General features: G+C 69.4%; 16 protein-coding genes. 3 read left to right on the forward strand and 13 right to left on the reverse strand.

Features of this window, described 5'->3' with window-relative positions; genetic code table 11:
- Positions 1-5: 5 nt before the first annotated feature.
- The 9 genes from AC1C2U_RS07625 to AC1C2U_RS07665 form a co-directional block, all read right to left on the reverse strand.
- A complete protein-coding gene (locus AC1C2U_RS07625) occupies positions 6-2,234 on the reverse strand; it encodes a hypothetical protein (RefSeq protein ID WP_495361142.1) in 2,229 nt (742 codons plus the stop codon).
- A gap of 3 nt (positions 2,235-2,237) precedes the next feature.
- On the reverse strand, positions 2,238-2,396 hold the full coding sequence (locus AC1C2U_RS07630; RefSeq protein ID WP_495361143.1) for a DUF6760 family protein: 159 nt from the start codon (positions 2,394-2,396) through the stop codon (positions 2,238-2,240).
- The gene (locus tag AC1C2U_RS07635; protein ID WP_495361144.1) at positions 2,393-2,881 is read right to left on the reverse strand and encodes a hypothetical protein; all 489 of its coding nucleotides are present in this window, start codon (positions 2,879-2,881) and stop codon (positions 2,393-2,395) included. The genes AC1C2U_RS07630 and AC1C2U_RS07635 overlap by 4 nt, the downstream gene beginning before the upstream one ends.
- The gene (locus tag AC1C2U_RS07640; RefSeq protein ID WP_495351576.1) at positions 2,881-3,327 is read right to left on the reverse strand and encodes a phage tail protein; all 447 of its coding nucleotides are present in this window, start codon (positions 3,325-3,327) and stop codon (positions 2,881-2,883) included. The genes AC1C2U_RS07635 and AC1C2U_RS07640 overlap by 1 nt, the downstream gene beginning before the upstream one ends.
- 46 nt (positions 3,328-3,373) lie before the next feature.
- Entirely contained in the window at positions 3,374-4,939 is a 1,566-nt protein-coding gene (locus AC1C2U_RS07645) for a phage tail sheath family protein (RefSeq protein WP_495361145.1), read from the reverse strand.
- Positions 4,940-5,078: 139 nt separating this feature from the next.
- Positions 5,079-5,762, reverse strand: a complete 684-nt coding sequence (locus AC1C2U_RS07650) for an eCIS core domain-containing protein (protein ID WP_495361146.1) — start codon at positions 5,760-5,762, stop codon at positions 5,079-5,081.
- 105 nt (positions 5,763-5,867) lie between these two features.
- Entirely contained in the window at positions 5,868-7,919 is a 2,052-nt protein-coding gene (locus tag AC1C2U_RS07655; RefSeq protein WP_495361147.1) for an ATP-binding protein, read from the reverse strand.
- A gap of 1 nt (position 7,920) precedes the next feature.
- A complete protein-coding gene (locus AC1C2U_RS07660; RefSeq protein WP_495361148.1) occupies positions 7,921-8,571 on the reverse strand; it encodes a Pvc16 family protein in 651 nt (216 codons plus the stop codon).
- A 121-nt stretch (positions 8,572-8,692) separates the two neighbouring features.
- Positions 8,693-9,316 (reverse strand): response regulator transcription factor, encoded by a 624-nt coding sequence (locus tag AC1C2U_RS07665; RefSeq protein ID WP_495361149.1) that lies wholly within the window; start codon positions 9,314-9,316, stop codon positions 8,693-8,695.
- A 171-nt stretch (positions 9,317-9,487) separates the two neighbouring features.
- On the opposite strand from AC1C2U_RS07665, the gene AC1C2U_RS07670 reads away from it, so the two are divergent.
- Positions 9,488-9,805, forward strand: a complete 318-nt coding sequence (locus tag AC1C2U_RS07670; protein ID WP_495361150.1) for a PAAR domain-containing protein — start codon at positions 9,488-9,490, stop codon at positions 9,803-9,805.
- Positions 9,806-9,889: 84 nt separating this feature from the next.
- A complete protein-coding gene (locus AC1C2U_RS07675) occupies positions 9,890-11,959 on the forward strand; it encodes a hypothetical protein (RefSeq protein ID WP_495361151.1) in 2,070 nt (689 codons plus the stop codon).
- Positions 11,960-11,997: 38 nt separating this feature from the next.
- On the opposite strand, the gene AC1C2U_RS07680 is transcribed toward AC1C2U_RS07675, so the two are convergent.
- The 4 genes from AC1C2U_RS07680 to AC1C2U_RS07695 form a co-directional block, all read right to left on the reverse strand.
- Positions 11,998-14,025, reverse strand: a complete 2,028-nt coding sequence (locus AC1C2U_RS07680; RefSeq protein ID WP_495361152.1) for a glycoside hydrolase family 13 protein — start codon at positions 14,023-14,025, stop codon at positions 11,998-12,000.
- Positions 14,026-14,213: 188 nt separating this feature from the next.
- A complete protein-coding gene (locus AC1C2U_RS07685; RefSeq protein WP_495361153.1) occupies positions 14,214-15,218 on the reverse strand; it encodes a sugar ABC transporter permease in 1,005 nt (334 codons plus the stop codon).
- Complete coding sequence (locus AC1C2U_RS07690; protein WP_495361154.1) at positions 15,218-16,837, reverse strand: ABC transporter permease subunit; 1,620 nt, start codon at positions 16,835-16,837, stop codon at positions 15,218-15,220. Before AC1C2U_RS07690 ends, AC1C2U_RS07685 begins: the two co-directional genes overlap by 1 nt.
- A gap of 170 nt (positions 16,838-17,007) precedes the next feature.
- Positions 17,008-18,240: a sugar ABC transporter substrate-binding protein gene (locus AC1C2U_RS07695; protein ID WP_495361155.1), complete on the reverse strand. Its 1,233-nt coding sequence runs from the start codon at positions 18,238-18,240 to the stop codon at positions 17,008-17,010.
- Between the two features lie 262 nt (positions 18,241-18,502).
- Between AC1C2U_RS07695 and AC1C2U_RS07700 the strand changes: the two genes are divergently transcribed.
- The gene (locus AC1C2U_RS07700; RefSeq protein WP_495361156.1) at positions 18,503-20,185 is read left to right on the forward strand and encodes a glycoside hydrolase family 13 protein; all 1,683 of its coding nucleotides are present in this window, start codon (positions 18,503-18,505) and stop codon (positions 20,183-20,185) included.
- The last annotated feature ends 10 nt before the right edge of the window (positions 20,186-20,195 follow it).

Raw genomic sequence — 20,195 nt, forward strand, 5'->3', positions numbered from 1 at the left:
CTCGTTCAGATTCCATCGATGCGGATGCCGCGGCGCTCGCGGTCGAGCAGCAGTTCGGCCTTGATCCGGCGCACGAGCGGGCCGTACAGCTTGCGCACGAGTTGCTCCACGTTCTCGGGACCGGACGCGGTGGCGGCGGTCGCGGCGGAGGCGGCGGTCGCGGCGGTCGCGGCGGCTGCCGCTGCGGGTGCCGCGGTCGACAGCGCCCGACCGGCCTGCGTCAGTGTGTCGGAGGTGGAGCGAAGCGCGTCGGCCGCCCCGGGCACCGCGTCGGCGGCGCGCGAACGGAGCTCGTCTGCCGACGGGAGGTCGGGCATCGACGGGAGGTCGGGCACGCGCGGCACCGACGGCGCCAGTGACGAGAGGTCCGGCGCCCGCGGCATCGAGGTCGGGAGGCCGAACGCACGCTGCACGGCCGCGCCGACCGGTTGCGGTACGGGGCGAGCCGTCGTCGTGCCAGACGCCGTCGGAGTCGAGAGCCTCGACACGGATGCCGCGGCGGTAGGGACGGAATTCCAGGGCGCGTCGCTCATCCCTCCACGGTCCGCGTGGTCACGCACGGAGCCGGCGGACTCCGGCCAGGAGATCGAGTGGAACGGGGCCTGCGCGAACGGTGTCTCCGGAGCAATCGCCCGTGCGACGACGACTCGGCCGCTCGGGCGCTGCGCGGCCGTGGGGCCGAGGGCTGGAGTCGCGATCGCCGGCTCGATCGCCCGTGCCGCGACGAGGGGAACCGAGCGCAGCGGGAATGCGGGGGACCTGGCGCCGAGCGCGGCAACTGCGCCAGGCACGTCAGGCGCCCGGGGCACGTCGACGGCGCCGGGCACGTCGACGGCGCCGGGCACGTCGACTGCGCGCGAGACGGACGTTGTTCCGTCGTCTGGGCTGGGGTCGTCAGGCGAAGTCTCCTCGTCGGATGGCGGCACGATTCCGCGCACCTCGCGTTGGATCGCCGGCGCTACCTCGGATGAGACGCGCTGCGCAATCGGCATTGCCGTGTCCGCAGCACGAGGTGTCTGCGACGGCGCTGGAGTCCGGCCGAGCGGCCCAGCCGGAACTGGCTCGCCGCCCGCGGCGACACCCTGTGCCGGCGGCGGTGCGAGCGGTGCGCCGAGTCCGACCTGGCGCTGGGCTGAGACGGCAGGCGGCGATGCGCCGGGGGTTGCGGCCGAGTTCCGCGGCGCTTCGGAGATCGCGTTCATGGCGGCGCGCTGCAGGGGCGGACGGGCACGAGGCGGGCCTGACGATGACGAGTCTGCGGCGGGTAGCCTGGACACCGATGGCCCATTGCTGCGGTCGCCGCCCACGTTGCCGACGAGCTCCGCCGTCACGCTCTCGGTGGGCGCAGCCTGGGCCGGCGCGGCCCCGGCCGGCTCAGTCGCGGCGGGGGCGGCGATCCCGGATTCGGGCATCGTCAGCTCCGCATCGGACGAGAGGCCGCCCGTCGCCGGTTCGGTGAGATCGGCCACCGCGCCAGTTGACGCGCGCTGCACCGAAGGCGACGCGAGCGGTGCGCCCAGCCCCGGCCGAGCCTGCGTCGAGGGCGCGGCCGCAGGTGCATCCGCCGCCGCCTCGGTGAATCGGGACACCGTGACGCTGCTCCCGGCGGGGTCGCCGATGAGTCCTGCCGAGGCGGGCTCGGGCCGTTCGACCGGGTCCGGGTCGGGCGTGGCTCGGGACGTGTCGGGCACGCTGTCGCCGTCGGTCCCATCACGAGCACCGTCCAGAGCCGACCGAGACTCCGGCGAGGATTCGGGCGGCCCGGCGTGGTCCTCTCCCGGTCGAACGAGTGGCGGCCCTTCGTCGGCATCCATCCGTTGAACCGGCGGCTCGAGCCCCGCGGCATCCGTCACAGCCTGCACCTGACGCGCGGATGGCGTCGACGCTCGACCAAGCGGCCGCTGCGGCAGCTGCCGCAGGCTCAGCTCCGACGCGACCGCACGCTGCACGGGCGCTCCGAGCGCCCCGCCGTCGAGGCCGAACGTGCCCGCCGGAGCCCGGTCGTCGACGAGGTGGCCCATCGTTCCGAGCGAGGCCGGCACGACCCGAGTCGCCAGCGACGCGACGAACGTCGGCCGCAGGGTGGCCGGAGCGGCATCCGAGACCTGCCGTTGCACCGGCGGCAGGAACGCCCAGCCCGCCGGCGGCACGGAATGATCAGCGCTCGACGGCGCGACAACGCGAGGCGCGGCATCCGTCGTCCGCTCCTCGGATCGCTGCCACGGCCATCGCACGCCTCAACCGCCTTCGCGGAGTCGTGTGTTGATCGCCGCGATCTCGTGAACGTAACGCAGACGCGCCGCGTGCTCCATGTCGAGGATGTCGTCGAGCGACCAGTGGAAGTGATAGGCGACGTACGCGACCTCCTCATGGATGCGGTCGGCCGAGTACGTCATGATTCCCCCAGGCGTCCGCCTGCGAGATCTGCGGTGAACCGGTGCGAGCACTCGGGACACGTCACCGCGATGCGCGTGTGGCCCTCGGCGTTGATGCGACGGTAGAAGTCCTGCAGAAACGCGACGTCGGACGCGAACATGTTCTCGATGACCGAGCCGTCGACCGTGCCGAGCGTTCCGAGCGAGGTGATCACCCGACCGAGCAGCACGACCGTCGTGAAGGCGGGGTTCTCCTGCACGCGTGCGTCGTAGAGCGGCAGCAGTTCGTCGCGGGCCGTCGCCAGCCGCATGACGCCTCGACGATGCACGGTGCCGTCGGCGGTGACGTAGCCGCGCGGAAGCTCGAACGCGAACTCGGTGCGCATGGCCCCGTCGTCGAAGGCGGTCGGCCCCGAGCCCGCATCGGCCCCATCGGATGCCGCATCCGCACCGGGTGCGGCCGACACGGCCGACGCGCCCGCTCGCGTCGAGAGCACGCGCTGCATCAGGTCACCTCGGACTCGTCGAAGCAGACCGTGAACTTCTCGGTCGCCTGCTCGGTCGCGCCCGCCTTCAGCGAGTTGACCTCGACGACGCGCACCCAGCAGTTGCGGAACTCGTACTTCTTGAGCGAGCTGCCCTCATAGTCGAGCAACTCGACCGACGCGTTCTTGCGCGCCCCGGCCACGTCGCCCTTCATGACGACCTTGAGCCAGTCGGAGATCGTCTTGGATTCGGTGAGGCCGCGCGTCACGGTGAACTCACCCGTCTTCGCCCGGCCGATGAGCTGCCGCGCGACGTACTTTCCGTCGGCCAGCTGCTGTTTGAGTTCGATCTTGTCGACCTCGTTCTTCAGCCCCGAGACCTCGGTCACCTTCGGAATCTCGATTCCGTCGATCGTGACCTTGAAGGCGTAGGCAGGTGAGGAATCGAAGGCATCTGCGAGTGCCATGTCATGCTCCTAGTGTTTGCGATGGTCGGTGGTCGGTCGTGGTCGGTCATTCGGTGACGAGGCTCGTGCCGCCCGAGAACTGCGAGAGCTGGAACACCACGAACTCCGCGGGCTTCACGGGTGCAACGCCGATCTGGCAGATGACCTGGCCCGCGTCGATGACGTCGGCCGGATTGGTCTCGTCGTCGCACTTCACGTAGAAGGCCTCGTCTGCGCTGCGCCCGAAGAGCGCGCCCTTGCGCCATTCGCCGATGAGAAAGCTCGAGATCGAGCGGCTGAGCTTGCCCCACAGGGCCGGGTCGTTCGGCTCGAAGACCGCGAACTGGGTCGCGTTCAGGATCGACTTCTCGAGGTAGTTGAAGAGCCGGCGGATATTGATGTACCGCCACGCCGGATCGCTCGAGAGGGTGCGAGCACCCCAGACGCGCACGCCTCGCCCCGGGAAGCTGCGGATGGCGTTCACGCCGATCGGGTTGAGGGTCTCCTGCTCCGCTCGGGTCAGCTGCGTCTGCAGTTCGACCGCACCGCGGATCACCTCGTTGGCCGGCGCCTTGTGCACCCCGCGCTCGTTGTCGTTGCGCGCCCACACGCCGGCGATGTGTCCCGACGGCGGGATGAAGCGGTTGGTTCCCGACACCGGGTCGAGCACCTTGATCCACGGGTAGTAGAGCGCCGCAAACTTGGAGTCGTAGCCCGCATCCAGCCGCCGCCACTTCGCCGCGTCCTGCGCGGACAGCTGCGGCGGCGGGTCGAGCACCGCCATTCGGTCACCCATGAGCTCGCAGTGAGCGATGACGGCCAGTTGCACGGCCTTCACCGTCTCGATGTCGACGGCGCCCTGCTCGTATGCGGCCATGAGGTCGGGCACCGCGACCATCGTCACTTCCTCGACCTCTTCGAGGCCGCTGAAGCCCGTGCGGTCGGCGGAGTCGCCGATGTAGTTCGCCGCGCCGATGTCGTCGAGCACGATGGGCTGCTCTTCGGGCTCGGGCACGACGAGGTCGAACGTACCTGTCCGCGGCGTCAGCCCAGCGGATGCCGGGTCGATCTCCTCGATCGTGACGAGCTTCGATTCGGCGAGCTTCGTCACGACGTACTCGGGGCTGCTGGGCTTCGCCGAGACGTTCTCGTAGACCTCCGGCGCGCGGCCCTCGACGGTCACGGTGACCTTGAACGTTCCCTCCTCGGGCGCCTCCCCCTCAGGGTCGGCGATCTCGACCTTGATCGGCTTCGCGTTCGGTGAGGCGTTCTTCGCCGTGAACGCGTAGTTGCCGATCTGGGCGGTCTGCGGACCCGCAGCGAGTTGCTTGGGCTCGCGCTTGCCGCTGCTGCTCTTCCCGCTGACCGGCGCCGTGCCGATACGCACGACGTAGCAATTGCCGCCGCCGTTCAAGAAGTAGCCGTAGACCGCGTAGGCCAGGTAGGCGCCCTCGTACAAGCCGCCGAACGTGTCGACGAACTGGGTCCAGTTCGACACGAGGGTCGGCGAGTTCTCAGGCCCCTTCGGCGCGATGCCGATGAATGCGGCGACCGCGGTGCCGACGCCCTCGATCGGTCGCGTCCCCGCGTCGATCTCCTGCACGTACACACCGGGTGAAAGGTAGGTGGGCATCCCGAACTCCTTCGCTGGATTGCGTCTCTCCAGCGTCGGCGAGCGGATGCCCCGCGGTGCAGTCTTTCGGTGCGTGCGCGTGGGTAGTGGTGGCTGCGCGATCGGGCATTGCCCAGGTGAGAGAGAGCACACCCTCTGCTCAGCCCGCAGCTTCCTCCTCTTCGGAGTCCTCATCGCGCTGCACGAACGTGCCCTGCACGGACGCGCCCTGTGCGGATTCGTCCTCCTCGGACTCCTCCTGCCGCTGCACGGGCGCCGGTTCGCTCATCACGCGCGTGGCGTTCTCGGCGGCAGCCTGCTCGAAGCGATCCCCCGGATCGCTCACGCTCACCCCGCCGCCGGTCGGCGTCCCCGCCACCGGCCCGGAACGCTGCTGCACGACGTGAGTCAACTCATGAGCGAGGGTGGTCCGCCCGGCGTTCGACGAGGGATCATAGGCGTCTCGCTGGAAGACGACGTGATTGCCGGTGGTGAACGCGTGCGCACCGACCGACGTCGCCGAGGCGTGCGCCGGGGCATCCGTGTGCACCCTGACGTCGCCGAAGTCGTGGCCCAGGCGGGACTCCATGTCGGTGCGCACCGCCGGTTCGAGCGAGGTGCCACCGGACGAGATGACGTCATGCACAGGCGAACGCTGCTCTTCGACGAGATCGCTCACCGCGGCGTTCCCCGCCTCCCGTTGCAGCCGCAGCATGATGGCGCTGCTCAGTACATCGGGCCGCCGCTCGGGGAGCCCGGGCATCGCCGTACCCGGCTCTCGCGCGGCTTCCGCTCCACGCCGCCCGACCTCGACGTCGATGCCGTCCATCTCATGTGCGTGCATGGTGCACCTCCATGATCGACCGACTCCATTCCACCGCGCGCGCAGCTCGGCCGTCGTGGATCTGCCCACTCGGGCAAGCACTCCTGCGCATCCGGGCACTCGGGGTCATCGCCCCACCACCTCCGGCCAGAACGCGCCGAATTCGCTCTCGACGACGAGTCGGCCGAGCTTGCGGTACTCGCGGTGCACCGCGATCACGCAGTGCTTCATGAGCACGGTTCCGCGGTCGGCGGCGGCCAGATACGCCGCGGTCACGGCAGCCGAGCGGATACCGCCGCCCGCGAGCTCGAACGACTGCCCGAGAAACGCGAGGTCGATGTCGTCGGCCCGACGGAGGTGGCGGCCGAGGCTGCGATCCCAGAGGCGCGTGCGCTGCGAGGCATCCGGCATCGGAAAGTCGACGATGACGTCGAGCCGACGGGTGAACGCCTCATCGATGTTCGCGCGCAGGTTCGTGGCGAGCACCGCGAGGCCGTCGAAGGTCTCCATGCGCTGCAGCAGGTAGGCGCTCTCGACGTTGGCGTAGCGGTCGTGCGAGTCCTTCACGTCGCTGCGCTTGCCGAACACGGCGTCTGCCTCGTCGAAGAGCAGCACCGCGTTCGTGCCCGCAGCCGCCCGGAAGATGCGCTCGAGGTTCTTCTCGGTCTCACCGATGTACTTGTCGACGACGGTCGAGAGGTCGACGACGTACAGGTCCAGCCCGAGGCCTCCCGCCACGACCTCGGCCGACATCGTCTTGCCTGTGCCCGAGTCGCCCGCGAACAGGGCGACGACCCCGTGCCCGCGGCCGCCGCCTGGGCGCATGCCCCAGTCGCCGAGCACCTGCTCGCGATGCCGGGCCCGCAGCTCGATCTCCCGCAGCGCGGTCAACGGCCCGTTGGGCAGCACGAGGTCCTCCCACCCCACGCACGGCGCCACACGGCGGGCGAGCCGGTCGAGTGCTGAAGCATTCTCGGCGCGAGCGCCCGCCGCAAGATGCTCCGCCGTGATCACGCCGGTCGGTGAGAGCGTCGCCTGCGTGCGCGCGGTGGCGGCGGCGCGCTGCACCTGCTCCGGCCCCAACCGGAACGGGCCGGTCGCCTCGGCCACGTCGAGCCCGTCGGCTGCGGGCCCGAGTGACGTGCGCCAGAGTTGCGAGCGCTCCTCGGTCGTGGTCGGTTCGACATCTGCCATTGCCGGCAGCTCGCGGCACCACGCAGGATCCCAGGTCGAGTCGCCGATGAAGACGGTCGGCTGCGGCGAGTCGGCGAGGGCCTCGACGAGAGCCGCCGAGATGTCAGCCGTCACGGGCGTCGCGATGAGACCGACGTCGCGCAAGCGGGCCTCACGGGTGGCCAGTCGCGCGAGCGCGATCGCGTCGTGGTCGCCGCCCAACCGTGCCAGGTCGAGTTGCACGACGCCGAGCCCCCGGGAACGGATGCCGCGAACCGCCACGGCCTCGCCCGAACCGGTAGCCGATTCCCGCAGGTAGACGAGGCGGATCCCTGCGGCGAACGCCTGCGTCACGCGGCTCATGTCGCCCCAGTCGACGGACGACGGTTCACGCAGCACCCCCTCCAGCGAGCGGTCGGCGGTGTCGTCGCCCAGCAGATGCCCGACGACGCGGTCGGGCACGCGCACCGCACGCCCGGGCAGCGGGCGGTCCTCGTCCTCGACGATCACGAGCCCGCCCGACACGAGCGGCCCCGAGATGAGCCGTGCCCGGTCCGCCGCCGACGTCAACGGCACTCCGCAGAGCTCGAGGGCCACGCCGACCGATGGGCGGCGTCGACCCACATCGTCGTTGAGGTATCCGAAGAACCGCTCGAACCGCTGGTCGAGATCGGCCGCGAGGGCGATCACGAGCAGGTCCACGTCGATCTGGCTGAGTCCGAAGGCCTGCGCCAGGCGGCGCAGGCGAAGCGGGTGCCCGGCGGCCTCGGCCATGTCGGCGTTCTGTTCCGTCGCGGCGAGCCGAGCCGAGGCATCCGACCAGGCCGGAATGCCGGGGACACCGGCCAGCAGCCGGTCGATCATCTCGTCGCTGAGGTAGAGCCCCCTGAACGGGTCGTCGGGCTGCGGGTCGACCGCGCGCCGAGCCGCCACGAGCCGGCGGATGCGATCCTCGATCGCCCCGATCCGCCCCAGCAGGTGGGCGATGCTGGGGTCGCCGATCATCTCAGCCCTCCAACGATTCACCACCGGGCATCGGCGGAAGAGCGGATGCCGCGTGCGCGGCGCTCTCGTCGATGCCGAAGGCCGGGGCGCTGAACTGCGCCTCGACGCCCGCAGTGACGGGCGGCCCGGCGGGGTACTGCAGGCCCCGCGCGACCGGGGCGGTGATCACCAGGTCGAGCGACGGTTTCAACTCGCCGCCGAGCGACGACCAGACATCGGCGAATGCCCGGTCCTCGGGCGGAGGCTGCGCGACGCTGAGTGAACAGGGCAGTCCCGTCTCGGCGATGGTCGTCAGCACGTAGGTGTCCGGGATCGCATCGAACCGCAGGAAGCATCGCAGCAGGGCATCGAGCAGCCGATGCTCGTCGTCGGGTCGTTGCGTCCACGCAGTCACGAGATAGGAGAGCTTGAAGTATCGCGGCGCCGGCGTGCGATGCGTGACGAGACCGCGGTCGTCGCGCTGCTCCGTGAAGCCGTACTCGCGTCGCTTCGTGTCCTCCCTGATGTCGTAGAGGAAGAGGTCGACCGTCGGGGCGTTGCGTCTGGCGGCCCAGTCCTTCGTCGGGGCATCGAGGGCGATGTCGATGTCGGCGGCGATGCCGTCGGACGCCTTGACGAGGGCGCGGATGGCGTCATCGATCTCACCGATCATGCATTCAGTGTGGAATGCCGCGGGGGCGCCGCACCCGTGCTCCGGGCATCCGTGGGGGCAGCCGTGGGTTCCTCCTCGGGCACGCGCCCCCGCGATACCCGGCCAGTGGGAGCCCTGCCGCTCAGATGAGCCCTTCGCGCATCGCGTAGGCCACGGCGTGCGAGCGGTTCCGCAGCTGCAGACGCGTGGTCACATCGTGAAGCACGTTCTTCACGGTGCGCTCGGAGTACGAGAGCCTCGCCGCGATCTGCGCGGTGTCCCAGCCCTCGGCGACGAGCTTCAGCACCTCGATCTCACGCGAGGCGAGACCCGTGAAGGTGATCCCCCGCGGATCGAGCACGGTGCGCTGCAGTCGGCCGACCTGGTCGAGCAGGCGGCCGAGCAGGTCGGGCGGAACGGTGCCCTCGCCGGCGGCGGCCGAGGAGATGACCGCGAGCAGCCGCTCGGTCGTGGCATCCGATCGCCTGACGAGGCCGACCACGCCGCTCTCCACGGCACGAACGAGGTCCTGATCATCGAGATGGGCCGCGATCAGGATGACGCGCGCCTCGCCGTTGCGGCGCACGAAGCGGAGTGTGTTCAGCGCCTCATCGTCGACGGTGTCGACGACGACGAGCACGACGTCGGGCGGTTCGTCCTCATTCGGTCCGACGACGCGCACCTCGGGGCGCGGTCGCAGCGCACTCGAGACGCCGGCTTCGGAGATGGGGTCGCGCGCGTACACGCGCACGGTCGTTCGGGTCATGAGATCCTCCAGGTTCGAGGCGGAGTGATCGCCCCCGCCGAAGGGGAACGAACCGAGTCTGTCCGGGCACGCTCTTCGCGCACTCAACGCACTCTCAACGGGCAGCATCGGTGCGCGAGCGCGCGCGCATTCGGGCTCGGGTCGGCGCAACGACCGCGGCTACCGTGAAGCATGCCCATCGGCCCTGCCCTCCGCGTCGGCGACGTCGCCCTGTGCGCGCTCGTCGATGGGGTCACCCCGCACGTTGGCGGGCCGATCACGCCGGCGGCAGGCGTGCTCAACGTCATGATCGGCGGGATGCCGGCCGCCGTCGCCAACCTCGCACCCGGTGGCATCGTTTGCGCGTCGCCCGCACCGAACGGCATCGCCCAGGGCAGCCTGAGCGTGCTGATCGGAACCTTCCCTGCCGCTCGCGTCGGCGACCTCACGCTGCACGGGGCACCGATCGCGCCAGGGCCAGGCGCCCCGAACGTCATCATCGGGGGGTGACAAGGCCCAAAGGGCACGAGATCTGCCCCGATGACGGGTCGGAGGGCTGACGCGATCTCCGGAGCCTCACCGTAGCGTCGGAGCATGGCCACGGTCGCCGACATCGAGCCCGCGTCGCTCGCCGTCACCCCCGGACAGGCGGGGGTCTTCACGCTGACCGTCAGGAACGACGGCGATGAGGTCGAGGCGTACCACCTGTCGGTGGTCGACGACGCAGCCGACTTCGTCGAGATCGAGCCCGACACATTGCTCGTGCACCCCGGTGAGACCGGCACCGCCGCGGCGACGATCACCCTCGAGCACTCCGGCCGGTGGTCGGTCGGAGATCTGATCGTGCGTCTCCACATCGTTCCCGCGGTGCGCCCCGACGAGTTCGTCGTCGTCGAGGCCATCGCCACGATCCAGTCGTTCACCGACGTGGCCGCGGTGCTCTCGCCCCCGGTGCTCCAGGGCCGGCGCAGCGCAGAGGCCGAGATCGCGATCGCCAACGCCGGCAACTCGCACACCGACGCAGACGTCGCCGTCTCGGCGGGCGAACTCGTCGTGTCGATCGATCACGCACGGGTGGCGCTTCCGGCCAACAGCACGGAGAGCGTCGACCTCGGCGTTCGCGCCAAGCGCCTGCTGTGGCGCGGTGAGGCTGCGCAGCATCCGTTCGTCGTGACGGTCACTCCCGAGGACGAGCACTCGATCTCGCTGAACGGAACCTTCACGCAGGTCCCCATCCTTCCGGGATGGACCTTCAAGGCCGCGATCGGCCTCGCTTCGGCCGCGGCGCTGGTCCTGGTGGTGTGGCTCGGCGCGATCATGTGGGGCGGCCTGAGCGGCGCCCCGGTCGCCGAGACCGTGTCTCCATCGGCGACGCCGACACCTGAGCCGGTGAATGTCGTCGCCATGGACGTCGCATTGGAGACCGAGGGTGCGAAATCCGGTGACCCGGTGATCGTCGTGCTGGACCCGGAGGTCGAAGGCGCACCCGAAGGCGCCCGGCTCGCCGTGGAGGTCGTCTGGCCCGAAGCGCTCGTCCTCAGCGACGACGACTGCTCCGGCTGGGTCGCACCCGACGGCGGCGAGACCGCTCGCGAGCTGCAAGGGCGACCGCAACCCGGCGATGAGTGCCTGATCGATCCGTCGAGGTCGGGCGGTGACGCGGAGCTGACCTTCGCGAGTCCGCCATCGGGCCTTACTGACAACGTGAGCGCCGAGGCGACACGCATCGTCACGGTCGACGACAGCGAGGTGTCGACGCTGGAAACGGGCGCCGGATCAGACTTCGGCGAGGTGGAATCGACACCCGTCGCCCTCGAGCCCTACCTCTTCTGGTTGGAGGTGGTCGACGCCGATCCCGCCGAAGAGCCTGCAGGCGAGAGGCCGGGTGCCACGGTCGTCATCCATCGCACCCTGCTCGGTGGTGGGACCGACGAGCCGGCCACGATCGCGTTCCAGGTCGTCGCACCGGCGTTCGTCGACGGCATCGACGACACCCAGGGGTGCAATATCGAGCTCGACATCGAAGCGTCGACCTGCACCGTCTCCATCGGCGGTTCCGATGATCCCGAGAACGCCACGCGGCCGGTCAGGGTGTGGTTCGACCCGAACGACGCACACGGCGTCGGCGTGGTGAGCGTGCAGGGTGTCGCGCTGTCGATCGGCGAGCAGGACGTGCCGACAACCGAGCTCGTGCAATTGATCCGCGGCGCCGAGGGCCTGATGGTCAGCGACAGCATCTTCGACGTCGACGTCAGGCTGGATTCGGATGACGACCCGAGCCAGGGCGCGACCGTCACCGCGACCATCGACGTCACCGCAACGGAGCTTCCGACAGATTTCGAGGAGTATCGCGATGGCACCTGGACGCTCGGATTGGAGCTCACGTGGCCCTCGGGGCTCGTGCTCGACGGCCAACCGGCCGGGTGCACGTCGTTCGTGGGCCGCCTCTGCACCCTGCCCGGCCCCGCCGCGGGCGAGAACGCGACGATCACCGCGTCGTTCACCGTCGACGACCACCTCGAGGGCGGAGAGGTCACGGCGAGGGGCGCCACGCTCACCTACGATCCGACGACGCCCGCCGACCGCCGCGACGGCCGCGAACAGCCGCCGGTCAGCCTCCCGCCGCATTGGATCGGCAGCAACGCCGAGGAACTCCCGTTCTGACGAACGAGCGGCACGCGCGACGCAGCGGCACGCCCGACCTACTCGATGGCACCGGGAAACCGCTCAGCCGGCGGCCAACCGGGAGTTTCGACTCCCGCGAGCGACCAGACGGCGAACGCCGGGCCCTCGGTCGAGAGCGTCAGCTGACCGTCGGATGCACCGAGCACGACGTTCCCGAACACCGGTGCCGCGGCCTCCGCACCCGGCAGCGCCGTCGCATCGAATGACAGCGTCGCCGCCGCGCGCGCCGCGAACACGAGCGCCACCTCCTCGGCCGACTCGCGCACGAATGCGACCGCATCGTCGCCGACGGCGATCCATCGGATGCCACCCGTCGCGAGCACCGGATGCTCGCGCCGAAGGCGCAGCAGCGCACGATACGTCTCGAGCACGGGTGCGACCTCGGGCGATGCTTCACTCCCCCACGGCATCGGCGTGCGTGAGGCCTCGCCGTCTTCACCGGTGAGGCCGAACTCGTCGCCGGCCCACACGACCGGGATGCCGGGCAGCGTGACGGCGAGGCCGACCGCGGCAGGCACCGTGCCGGGCCGCGCGCTCGTCGCGAAGCGCGGGGTGTCGTGCGTGTCGAGCGCGTTCATCGTCGCGAGCCGCGTGCGCCAGGGGAACCCGGCCGCGAACCGCGTGTGCGCAGCGTGGAAGTCCGGCCCGGTGAAGGTCGGCACCCGCTGCAGGGCGAAGCCGATGCCGCCGGCGGCGGGGCTGCTCGGCTCGAGCAGCCAGCTCCAGAGGGGGCGGGTGAACGGCGTGTACGTCATCGCGCCATGCCACGCGTCGCCCAGGAAGTCGTTCGCGGCGTCGTTCGTCGACTCGCCGAGCAGGATCGTGTCGGCGTTCACGTCGAGCATGGTGCGGCGGATCGTCTGCCGCACCTCGGCGTTCAGGTCGGCGGCCCCGAGCCGCCCTGTCATGTTGGCGACGTCGATGCGCCAGCCGTCGAGGTTGAACGGCGGCGCGAGGAAACGCGCGACCACCGAGTCGCGGCCCTCGATGAAGCGTCGGCGCAGCTCGGCCGAGCTCCAGTCGAACTTCGGCAGGCTCGGCACCCCGAGCCACGACTCGTAGCCTTCTGTGCTCCCTGAGCCCTCGGTGCCCGTGGTGCCCGCGGTGCCCTCGGTGCCCTGAGCCTGTCGAAGGGTCGAAGGGTGGAAGAAGTAGAAGTCGCGCTCCGGCGAGGCCGGATCGGCCTGCGCCGCACGGAACCACTCGTGCGCGTCACCCGAGTGATTCGATGTCAGGTCGCCGATGACACGGATGCCGCGGGCGTGCGCCGCCTCGACGAGCCGCACGAGCGCCTCGTCGCCGCCGAGCAGCGGGTCGACGAGGTCGAACGTCGTCGCGTCGTAACGGTGATTCGATCGCGCCGGGAACACCGGGGTCAGGTACAGCAGGTCGACGCCGAGCGACTCGAGGTGGTCGAGCTTCTCGCGCACCCCGTCGAGGTCTCCCCCGAAGAGCTGCCTCGAGCGCCCCGGATACACCGGGTCGAGCGGATCCCCCCACGCCGCGGGGATCGCCCACTCGGGCAGCTCACCCTGCTCCCTGAGCTCACCCTGCTCCCTGAGCTCACCCTGCTCCCTGAGCTCACCCTGCTCCCTGAGCTTGTCGAAGGGCGCCGCACCGGACTTCGCGAACCGATCGGGGAACACCTGGTACATGACGCTCGACGCCGCCCACTCGGGCGCCGGCTCGTGCGAGACGAGCTTGAAGTCGTCGTCATCACGTGTCTCGATCGACGACAGACCGAGCTGGTTCAGCCAGTGCTGGCGGCCGTCTTCACCGACCAGCAGCCACCGGTAGCCGTGCACGGGGTTCTCGACCTCGACAGCGGCCTCCCACCACTGCCACCCGTCACTCCCTGAGCCCGTCGAAGGGAGCAGCACTGCCTCGTCGAACCGCGGCTCGTGGTTCGGGTTCGACCTCGTGCCCACCCAGGAGAGCGGCCCGAACGTCTCGGGCACCCGCAGGCGCACACGCACCGTCTCACCGAGTGCCGGTGCCTGGGTCGAGACGTGCAGCGGGGATCCGTCGTGGTGCGGCTTCAGCATTCCTTCACCTTTCCATCACCCACCCACGTCCTCGCCCACCCACGGCCCCTGCAGCAATTCAGGACGGGAGCGGCGTGTCGCGAGCGGGGCAGTCGATACGGCGGCGCGACACACCTCCGCACCTGAATTCCTGACAGGCGAACGCGCCGCGCGCAACGAGCACGCCGCGCCACGCGGCATCCGTTCGCCTACTTGACGGCGCCGGCAGTCAGCCCGCCGACGATGTACTTCTGGAGGAACAGGAACAGTGCGACCACCGGCAGCGCCGCGATCACCGCGCCCGCCGAGAAGGCGCTCCAGTCCGCATAGCGCGGGTTGGAGACGAGCTTCGTGAGGCCGACGGCGAGCGTCTGCTTGTCAGTGTCGATGAGCAGTACGGATGCCACGACGAACTCGTTCACCGAGGCGATGAACGAGAGCAGCGCGACGACCGAGAGGATCGGGGCGACGAGCCGCAGGATGATCGTGAAGAAGATGCGCGCGTGGCTCGCGCCGTCGATCTTCGCGGCCTCGTCGATCGACGCCGGCACCGTGTTGAAGAAGCCGTACATGAGATACGTGTTCACGCCGAGCGCGCCACCGAGGTACACCATGATGAGGCCGACGTGCGTGTTCAGGCCGATCGCCGGGAACCAGTCGCCGATCGCACTCATCAGCAGGAAGATCGCGACGACGGCGAGCAACTGCGGGAACATCTGCACGACGACGATCGAGATGAGGCCGAAACGGCGACCCTTGAAGCGCATGCGCGAGAAGGAATACGCGGCGAGCGCCCCGAGGAACACCGTCAGCACCGCCGTGATGCCCGCGATCATGAGCGTGTTGCCGAACCAGGTCAGGAACGGCACCTGCGGGTTGGTGAGGATGCGAATGTAGCTGTCGAGGCCGATCTTCGAGAAGAGCGCGTTCGAGCCGGTGAGCGTGCCCTGCGGGTTCAGTGACGACGAGATCACGAACACGATCGGGAAGAGCGAGAAGATCACCATCACCACGCCGACGATGTGGCGCCAGCCCGTCGCACGGAACCAGCGCCCGAAGTTGAACGGCTTGCGAGGCAGGCTCGGGCGGCCACCGCCACCGCCGCCGCCGCGCGGCGCGACGACGCTCGCGCGCGTCGAGGAATCCGCGAACTCGTCGATCTCGCCGGCGATGAGACCGGTAGGCGTTCCGGGAACGGGCTGCTGGGCGGCCATCAGTTCAGCTCCTCGAGCGACTTGGTGCGGCGGAAGGCGATGACCGAGATCAAGGCCACGATGATGAAGATGATGATCGAGTAGGCGCTCGCGAGACCGTAGTCACGGGTCTGCCCGGTGAACGCGACCTTGTAGACCATCGAGATCAGGATGTCGGTGAAGCCCACGGGAATCGGCGCGTTCGAGTCGCGTGGCCCGCCGTCGGTGAGCATGTAGATCACATTGAAGTTGTTGAAGTTGAACGCGAACGATGCGATGAGGAGAGGGGCGACGCTGACGAGCAGCAACGGCAGCTTGATGAGGCGGAACACCGCCCACGGTTTCGCTCCGTCGACCGTCGCGGCCTCCTGCAGCTCGTCGGGGATCGACTGCAACGCGCCCGTGCACACGAGGAACATGTACGGGAATCCGAGCCAGAGATTCACGAGGAGCACCGAGAACTTGGCGAGCACCGGATCGGTCAGCCACGGTATGGATGCCCCGCCGAACAGCACCTGGTTGATGAAGCCGAAGCTCTCGTTCATCATGCCCGCCCAGATCAGCGCCGACAGGAACGACGGGATGGCGTACGGGAGGATCATCAGCACGCGGTAGTACTTGCGCCCCTTCATTCGCATGTCGTTGAACACGATCGCGAGGAAGAGCCCGAGGAAGAACGTCGACGCGACGGAGATGAGCGCGAACGCGAAGGTCCAGAGCGTGACGTAGATGAGCGGACCGGCGAGCCGTTCGTCGGTCACGGCGCGCACGAAGTTGTCGAAGCCGACGACGATCTGCCAGCCGGGCAGCAGCTCCTCGCCGTCGTCGGAGGTGAAGGCACCCGTTCCGATGTCGGAGTACACGGTGCCGGTGTCGAGGTTCGTCATCGTGCCCGCTGCCTCGTCGTACTCGAGGTTCGAGAGGTAGAGGTACGCGCTCGAGCCGTCGGGTGTGCGGAGCGCCCCGTCGTTCGGGTCGTCGGAGAACGGCACGGCGAGGGCGGTGATCTCGTCGGTGCGGGCGATGACGTCAGCGAACTGCAGGGTCGTCCAACCGTCGGCGAAGACGGCCCGATCACCCTCGAACTCGGCGGTGACCGGGGTGAGCGGCATCTCGTTTGTGCCGAGCAGCGCCTCACCGTCGGGGTCGGTCACGAGCAGGCCGAGCGTGCCGCCCTGGTCGACGACGGTGACGGGGTAGGTGGGCGAATCCTCGACACGCTGCAGCGACGAGGCCATGAGCGACGAAACCGCCTGCTCCTTCGAGCCGTTGTGCCCGGTGCCGTAGTTCGTGAAGGCGATGTAACCCGTGTAGACGAGTACGAAGACCTGGAACACGACGAGGAAGATGACGCCGGGCGCGAGGTACTTCGCGGGGAGCTTGCGCCGTGAGAAGTAGATCCAGTTGACGATCACTGCCACGACGGCGACGATCGCCGCGACGAGCCACTGGCCGGCGGTCGCGAGGATGAAGACCCCGTAGACCGCGATCGCATCGACGATGCCGAGCATCAGCAGCTTCAACAGGAGCATCTTCACCCCGCCCGACGCCGCATCGGCGATGTTCGCCGCACGTCGCTGCTTCTTCGTCGGCTTCTGCGGCGTCGCCGCCGAGACCTCGTCGTCGATTCCCGTCGTCATGCCTTCGCTCATCCTGTTCGTGGCTCGAGTGGCGCGGAGCCCTGTTCGTTGGTCGAGTAGCGCGAAGCGCGTATCGAGACCGGCCGGTGGCCGAGAAGCGAGCGTATCGAGACCCGCGGGTCTCGATACGCTCCTGCGTCGCTAGGCGACCACCGGCATCCGATCAGTCGTTACTCGCCGATCGCAGCCTGCACGTCGGCGGTCAGCTTCTGCCACGTGGCGACCGGGTCGGCACCGTTGATGATGTCGGCCTCGGCGATGCCCCAGTACTGCCAGACGGCACCCATCGCCGGGATGGCGGGCATCGGCACGGCCTCGGCGCCGACGGCTGCGAAGCCGGCGACGATCGGGTCCTTCGACGCGGTCTCAGCGGCAGCCGAGAGCGCGGGGAGCACGTTGCCGGCCTCGAAGAGCTCGAGCTGCACGTCTTCGGTGCCGATGTAGTTGACGAGGAAGTCGTTCGCGGCGACCTTGTTCTTCGACTCGGACGAGACGAAGAAGCCCTTGACGCCGGCGAACGGCGATGCGACCTCGGCGGTCGGGCTCGGCACGGAGTCGATCGCGACGTTGATGCCGGCGTCGGTCGCGGCGCCCACGTTCCACGGACCCGTCAGCCAGAAGGCCGCGGTGCCGTCGATGAAGGCCTGCTTGGCGATGTCGCCGTCGACGTCGGTGTTGAAGACGCCGGTGCCGTTCTTGCCCTGGCTGCCGAGCCACGTGGCGAACTGCTCGCCGCCCGCGTTGCCGATCTGGAGGTCGGTCGGGTCGTAGCCTTCATCGTTGCTGCCGAAGACGGGAGCGCCGAACGCGGTCTGGAACGGGTAGAGGTGGTACGGGTTGCCCTCGGCGCCCTGCTCGACGACGAACGGCTGCGCGAGGCCGGCGGCCTGGCCCTTGGCGATCATGTCGTCGAAGCTCGTCGCGGCCTCGGGAACGAGGTCGGCGTTGCGGAGCACCGCGATGTTCTCGACCGCGTAGGGAAGCAGGTAGACGGTGCCCTCGTAGGTCGACGCGTCGATGGCGACCGGAAGGTAGTCGGCAGCGGAGTCGCCGAGCTCGATGGGCGCGACGACACCATTGGTCGAGAGCTCGCCCAGCCAGTCGTGAGCACCCATGGTGATGTCGGGGCCCTTGCCGGTCGGCACCTGCTGGATGAAGTCGTCCTTGATATCGGCGTTGTCCTTGCCGACGAGCTCGACCTCGACGCCCTTCTCCTCGGAGTACGCGTCGGCCGCTGCCTGCAGTGCGTCGACGCGCTCGGCGTCGACCCAGACCGTCAGCGTGCCGCTCGACGAGGCCTCGCCATCGGAGCCGCTGTCGCCGGCGGAGCAGCTCGCGAGACCGAGGGTCGCGATGACTGCGACGGCCCCGGCAGCGAGGAGGCTCTTCTTGTTCACCCTCATTGGTGTGCCCTTCTCAGTGTGCGTGAGATCGGCGCCTTCGCTTGGTGGATCCTCTCCCGTTCCGCATGCGGAACGGGCACCGTGCCCGAAAGGCCGTTCTTCCGTTGAATTGCCCGCTTTGTGCAAGCGATTACAGGTATACCCTGCGCGACGCGTATTAACAAACCGCAGCGCGCGCATTGATACCGGTTTGTAACCATCACGTGAAGCGCGAATACTGCAAGCGTTTCCATCAGGTGTCGAGATGTCGTACAGTTTCCGAATGACTTCCGAATGGTGGCGCACCGCCGCGATCTACCAGATCTATCCCCGGTCGTTCGCCGATGCGAACGGCGACGGCATGGGCGACCTCGCCGGCATCACGTCGCGCCTCGGCGCGCTGCAAGAGCTCGGCATCGATGCGATCTGGCTCTCGCCGTTCTACACCTCACCCCAACGCGACGGCGGCTACGACGTCGCCGACTACTGCGACGTCGACCCGCTCTTCGGCACGCTCGCCGACTTCGACACGATGATCACAGAGGCGCATAGCCGCGACATCCGCGTGATCGTCGACCTCGTGCCGAACCACTCATCAGATCAGCATGTGTGGTTCCAGGCTGCGCTCGCCGCAGCGCCCGGCAGCCCCGAGCGCGCTCGCTACCTCTTCCGCGACGGCCGCGGCCCGGCCGGAGAGCTACCGCCGAACAACTGGGAGTCGGTCTTCGGCGGCCCCGCATGGACGCGCGTGCTCGAAGCCGACGGCACCCCCGGCCAGTGGTACCTGCACCTCTTCGACAGCTCACAGCCCGACTTCGACTGGACCAACGATGAGGTGCGCGAAGAGTTCCGCCGCATCCTCCGCTTCTGGCTCGACCGCGGCGTCGATGGGTTCCGCGTCGACGTCGCCCACGGCTTGATCAAGGCCGACGGGCTGCCCGACTACACGCCGCCGGCCGAGGGCGGCAGCATGGGCGGCGGCGCGCCCGCCGCATCCGGAGTGCCCCTCGAACCCGAGATCTCGGCCGAGCCCGGCGACAGCGCGCCGTACTGGGCCCAAGACGGCGTGCACGAGATCTACCGTGACTGGCGAGCACTGCTCGACGAGTACCCCGGCGACCGCGTCCTCGCGGCCGAGGCATGGGTCGACCCGCTGCCCCGCGTCGCGAAGTGGGTGCGCCCAGACGAGATGCACCAGGCCTTCAACTTCGCCTACCTCGAGACGTCGTGGGACGCTGACGCGCTGCGGGGCGTCATCGATGCCTCGCTCGACGCGTTCTCCACCGTCGGCGCACCTTCGACCTGGGTGCTCTCGAACCACGACGTCGTGCGCCACGCGACCCGACTCTCGGTCACCGAGGCGAACCCGCAGGGCCACGGCCTCGGCGCGCGCTCGAAGGGGCTGCCCGAGTACGTGCCGGGCCTGCGCCGCGCCCGCGCCGCGACCGCGCTCATGCTCGCACTGCCCGGCTCGGTCTACCTCTACCAAGGCGAAGAACTCGGACTGCCCGAGGTCATCGACCTTCCCGACGACGCCCGCCAAGACCCGACATGGTTCCGCACGAACGGGGAGCGTTACGGCCGCGACGGATGCCGCGTGCCGCTGCCCTGGGAATCCTCAGCGCCCTCCTACGGCTTCGGCCCGACGGATGCCTCGTGGCTGCCGCAGCCCGCGCAGTGGGCGTCGCTGGCGCGCGATCGCCAGCGTGGCGACGCGAGCTCGACGCTGTCGCTCTACCGCGATGCGCTCGCGCTGCGGCGCGAGCGCGACCTCGGCGCCGGCACGCTCGAGTGGTTGGCCGGGTACCCCGACGCCGTGGTGGCGTTCCGCAACGGCGACGTCGTCGTGGTCGCGAACACCGGCGAGGCCGCGGTCGAGTTGCCCGCGGGCGACGTACTGCTGTCGAGCGAACCGCTCGATGGGCGTACGCTGCCCGCCGACACCACGGCCTGGCTCACGGCGTAGTTCGCGGCCG

The sequence above is a fragment of the Agromyces sp. Y575 genome, assembly GCF_059445445.1.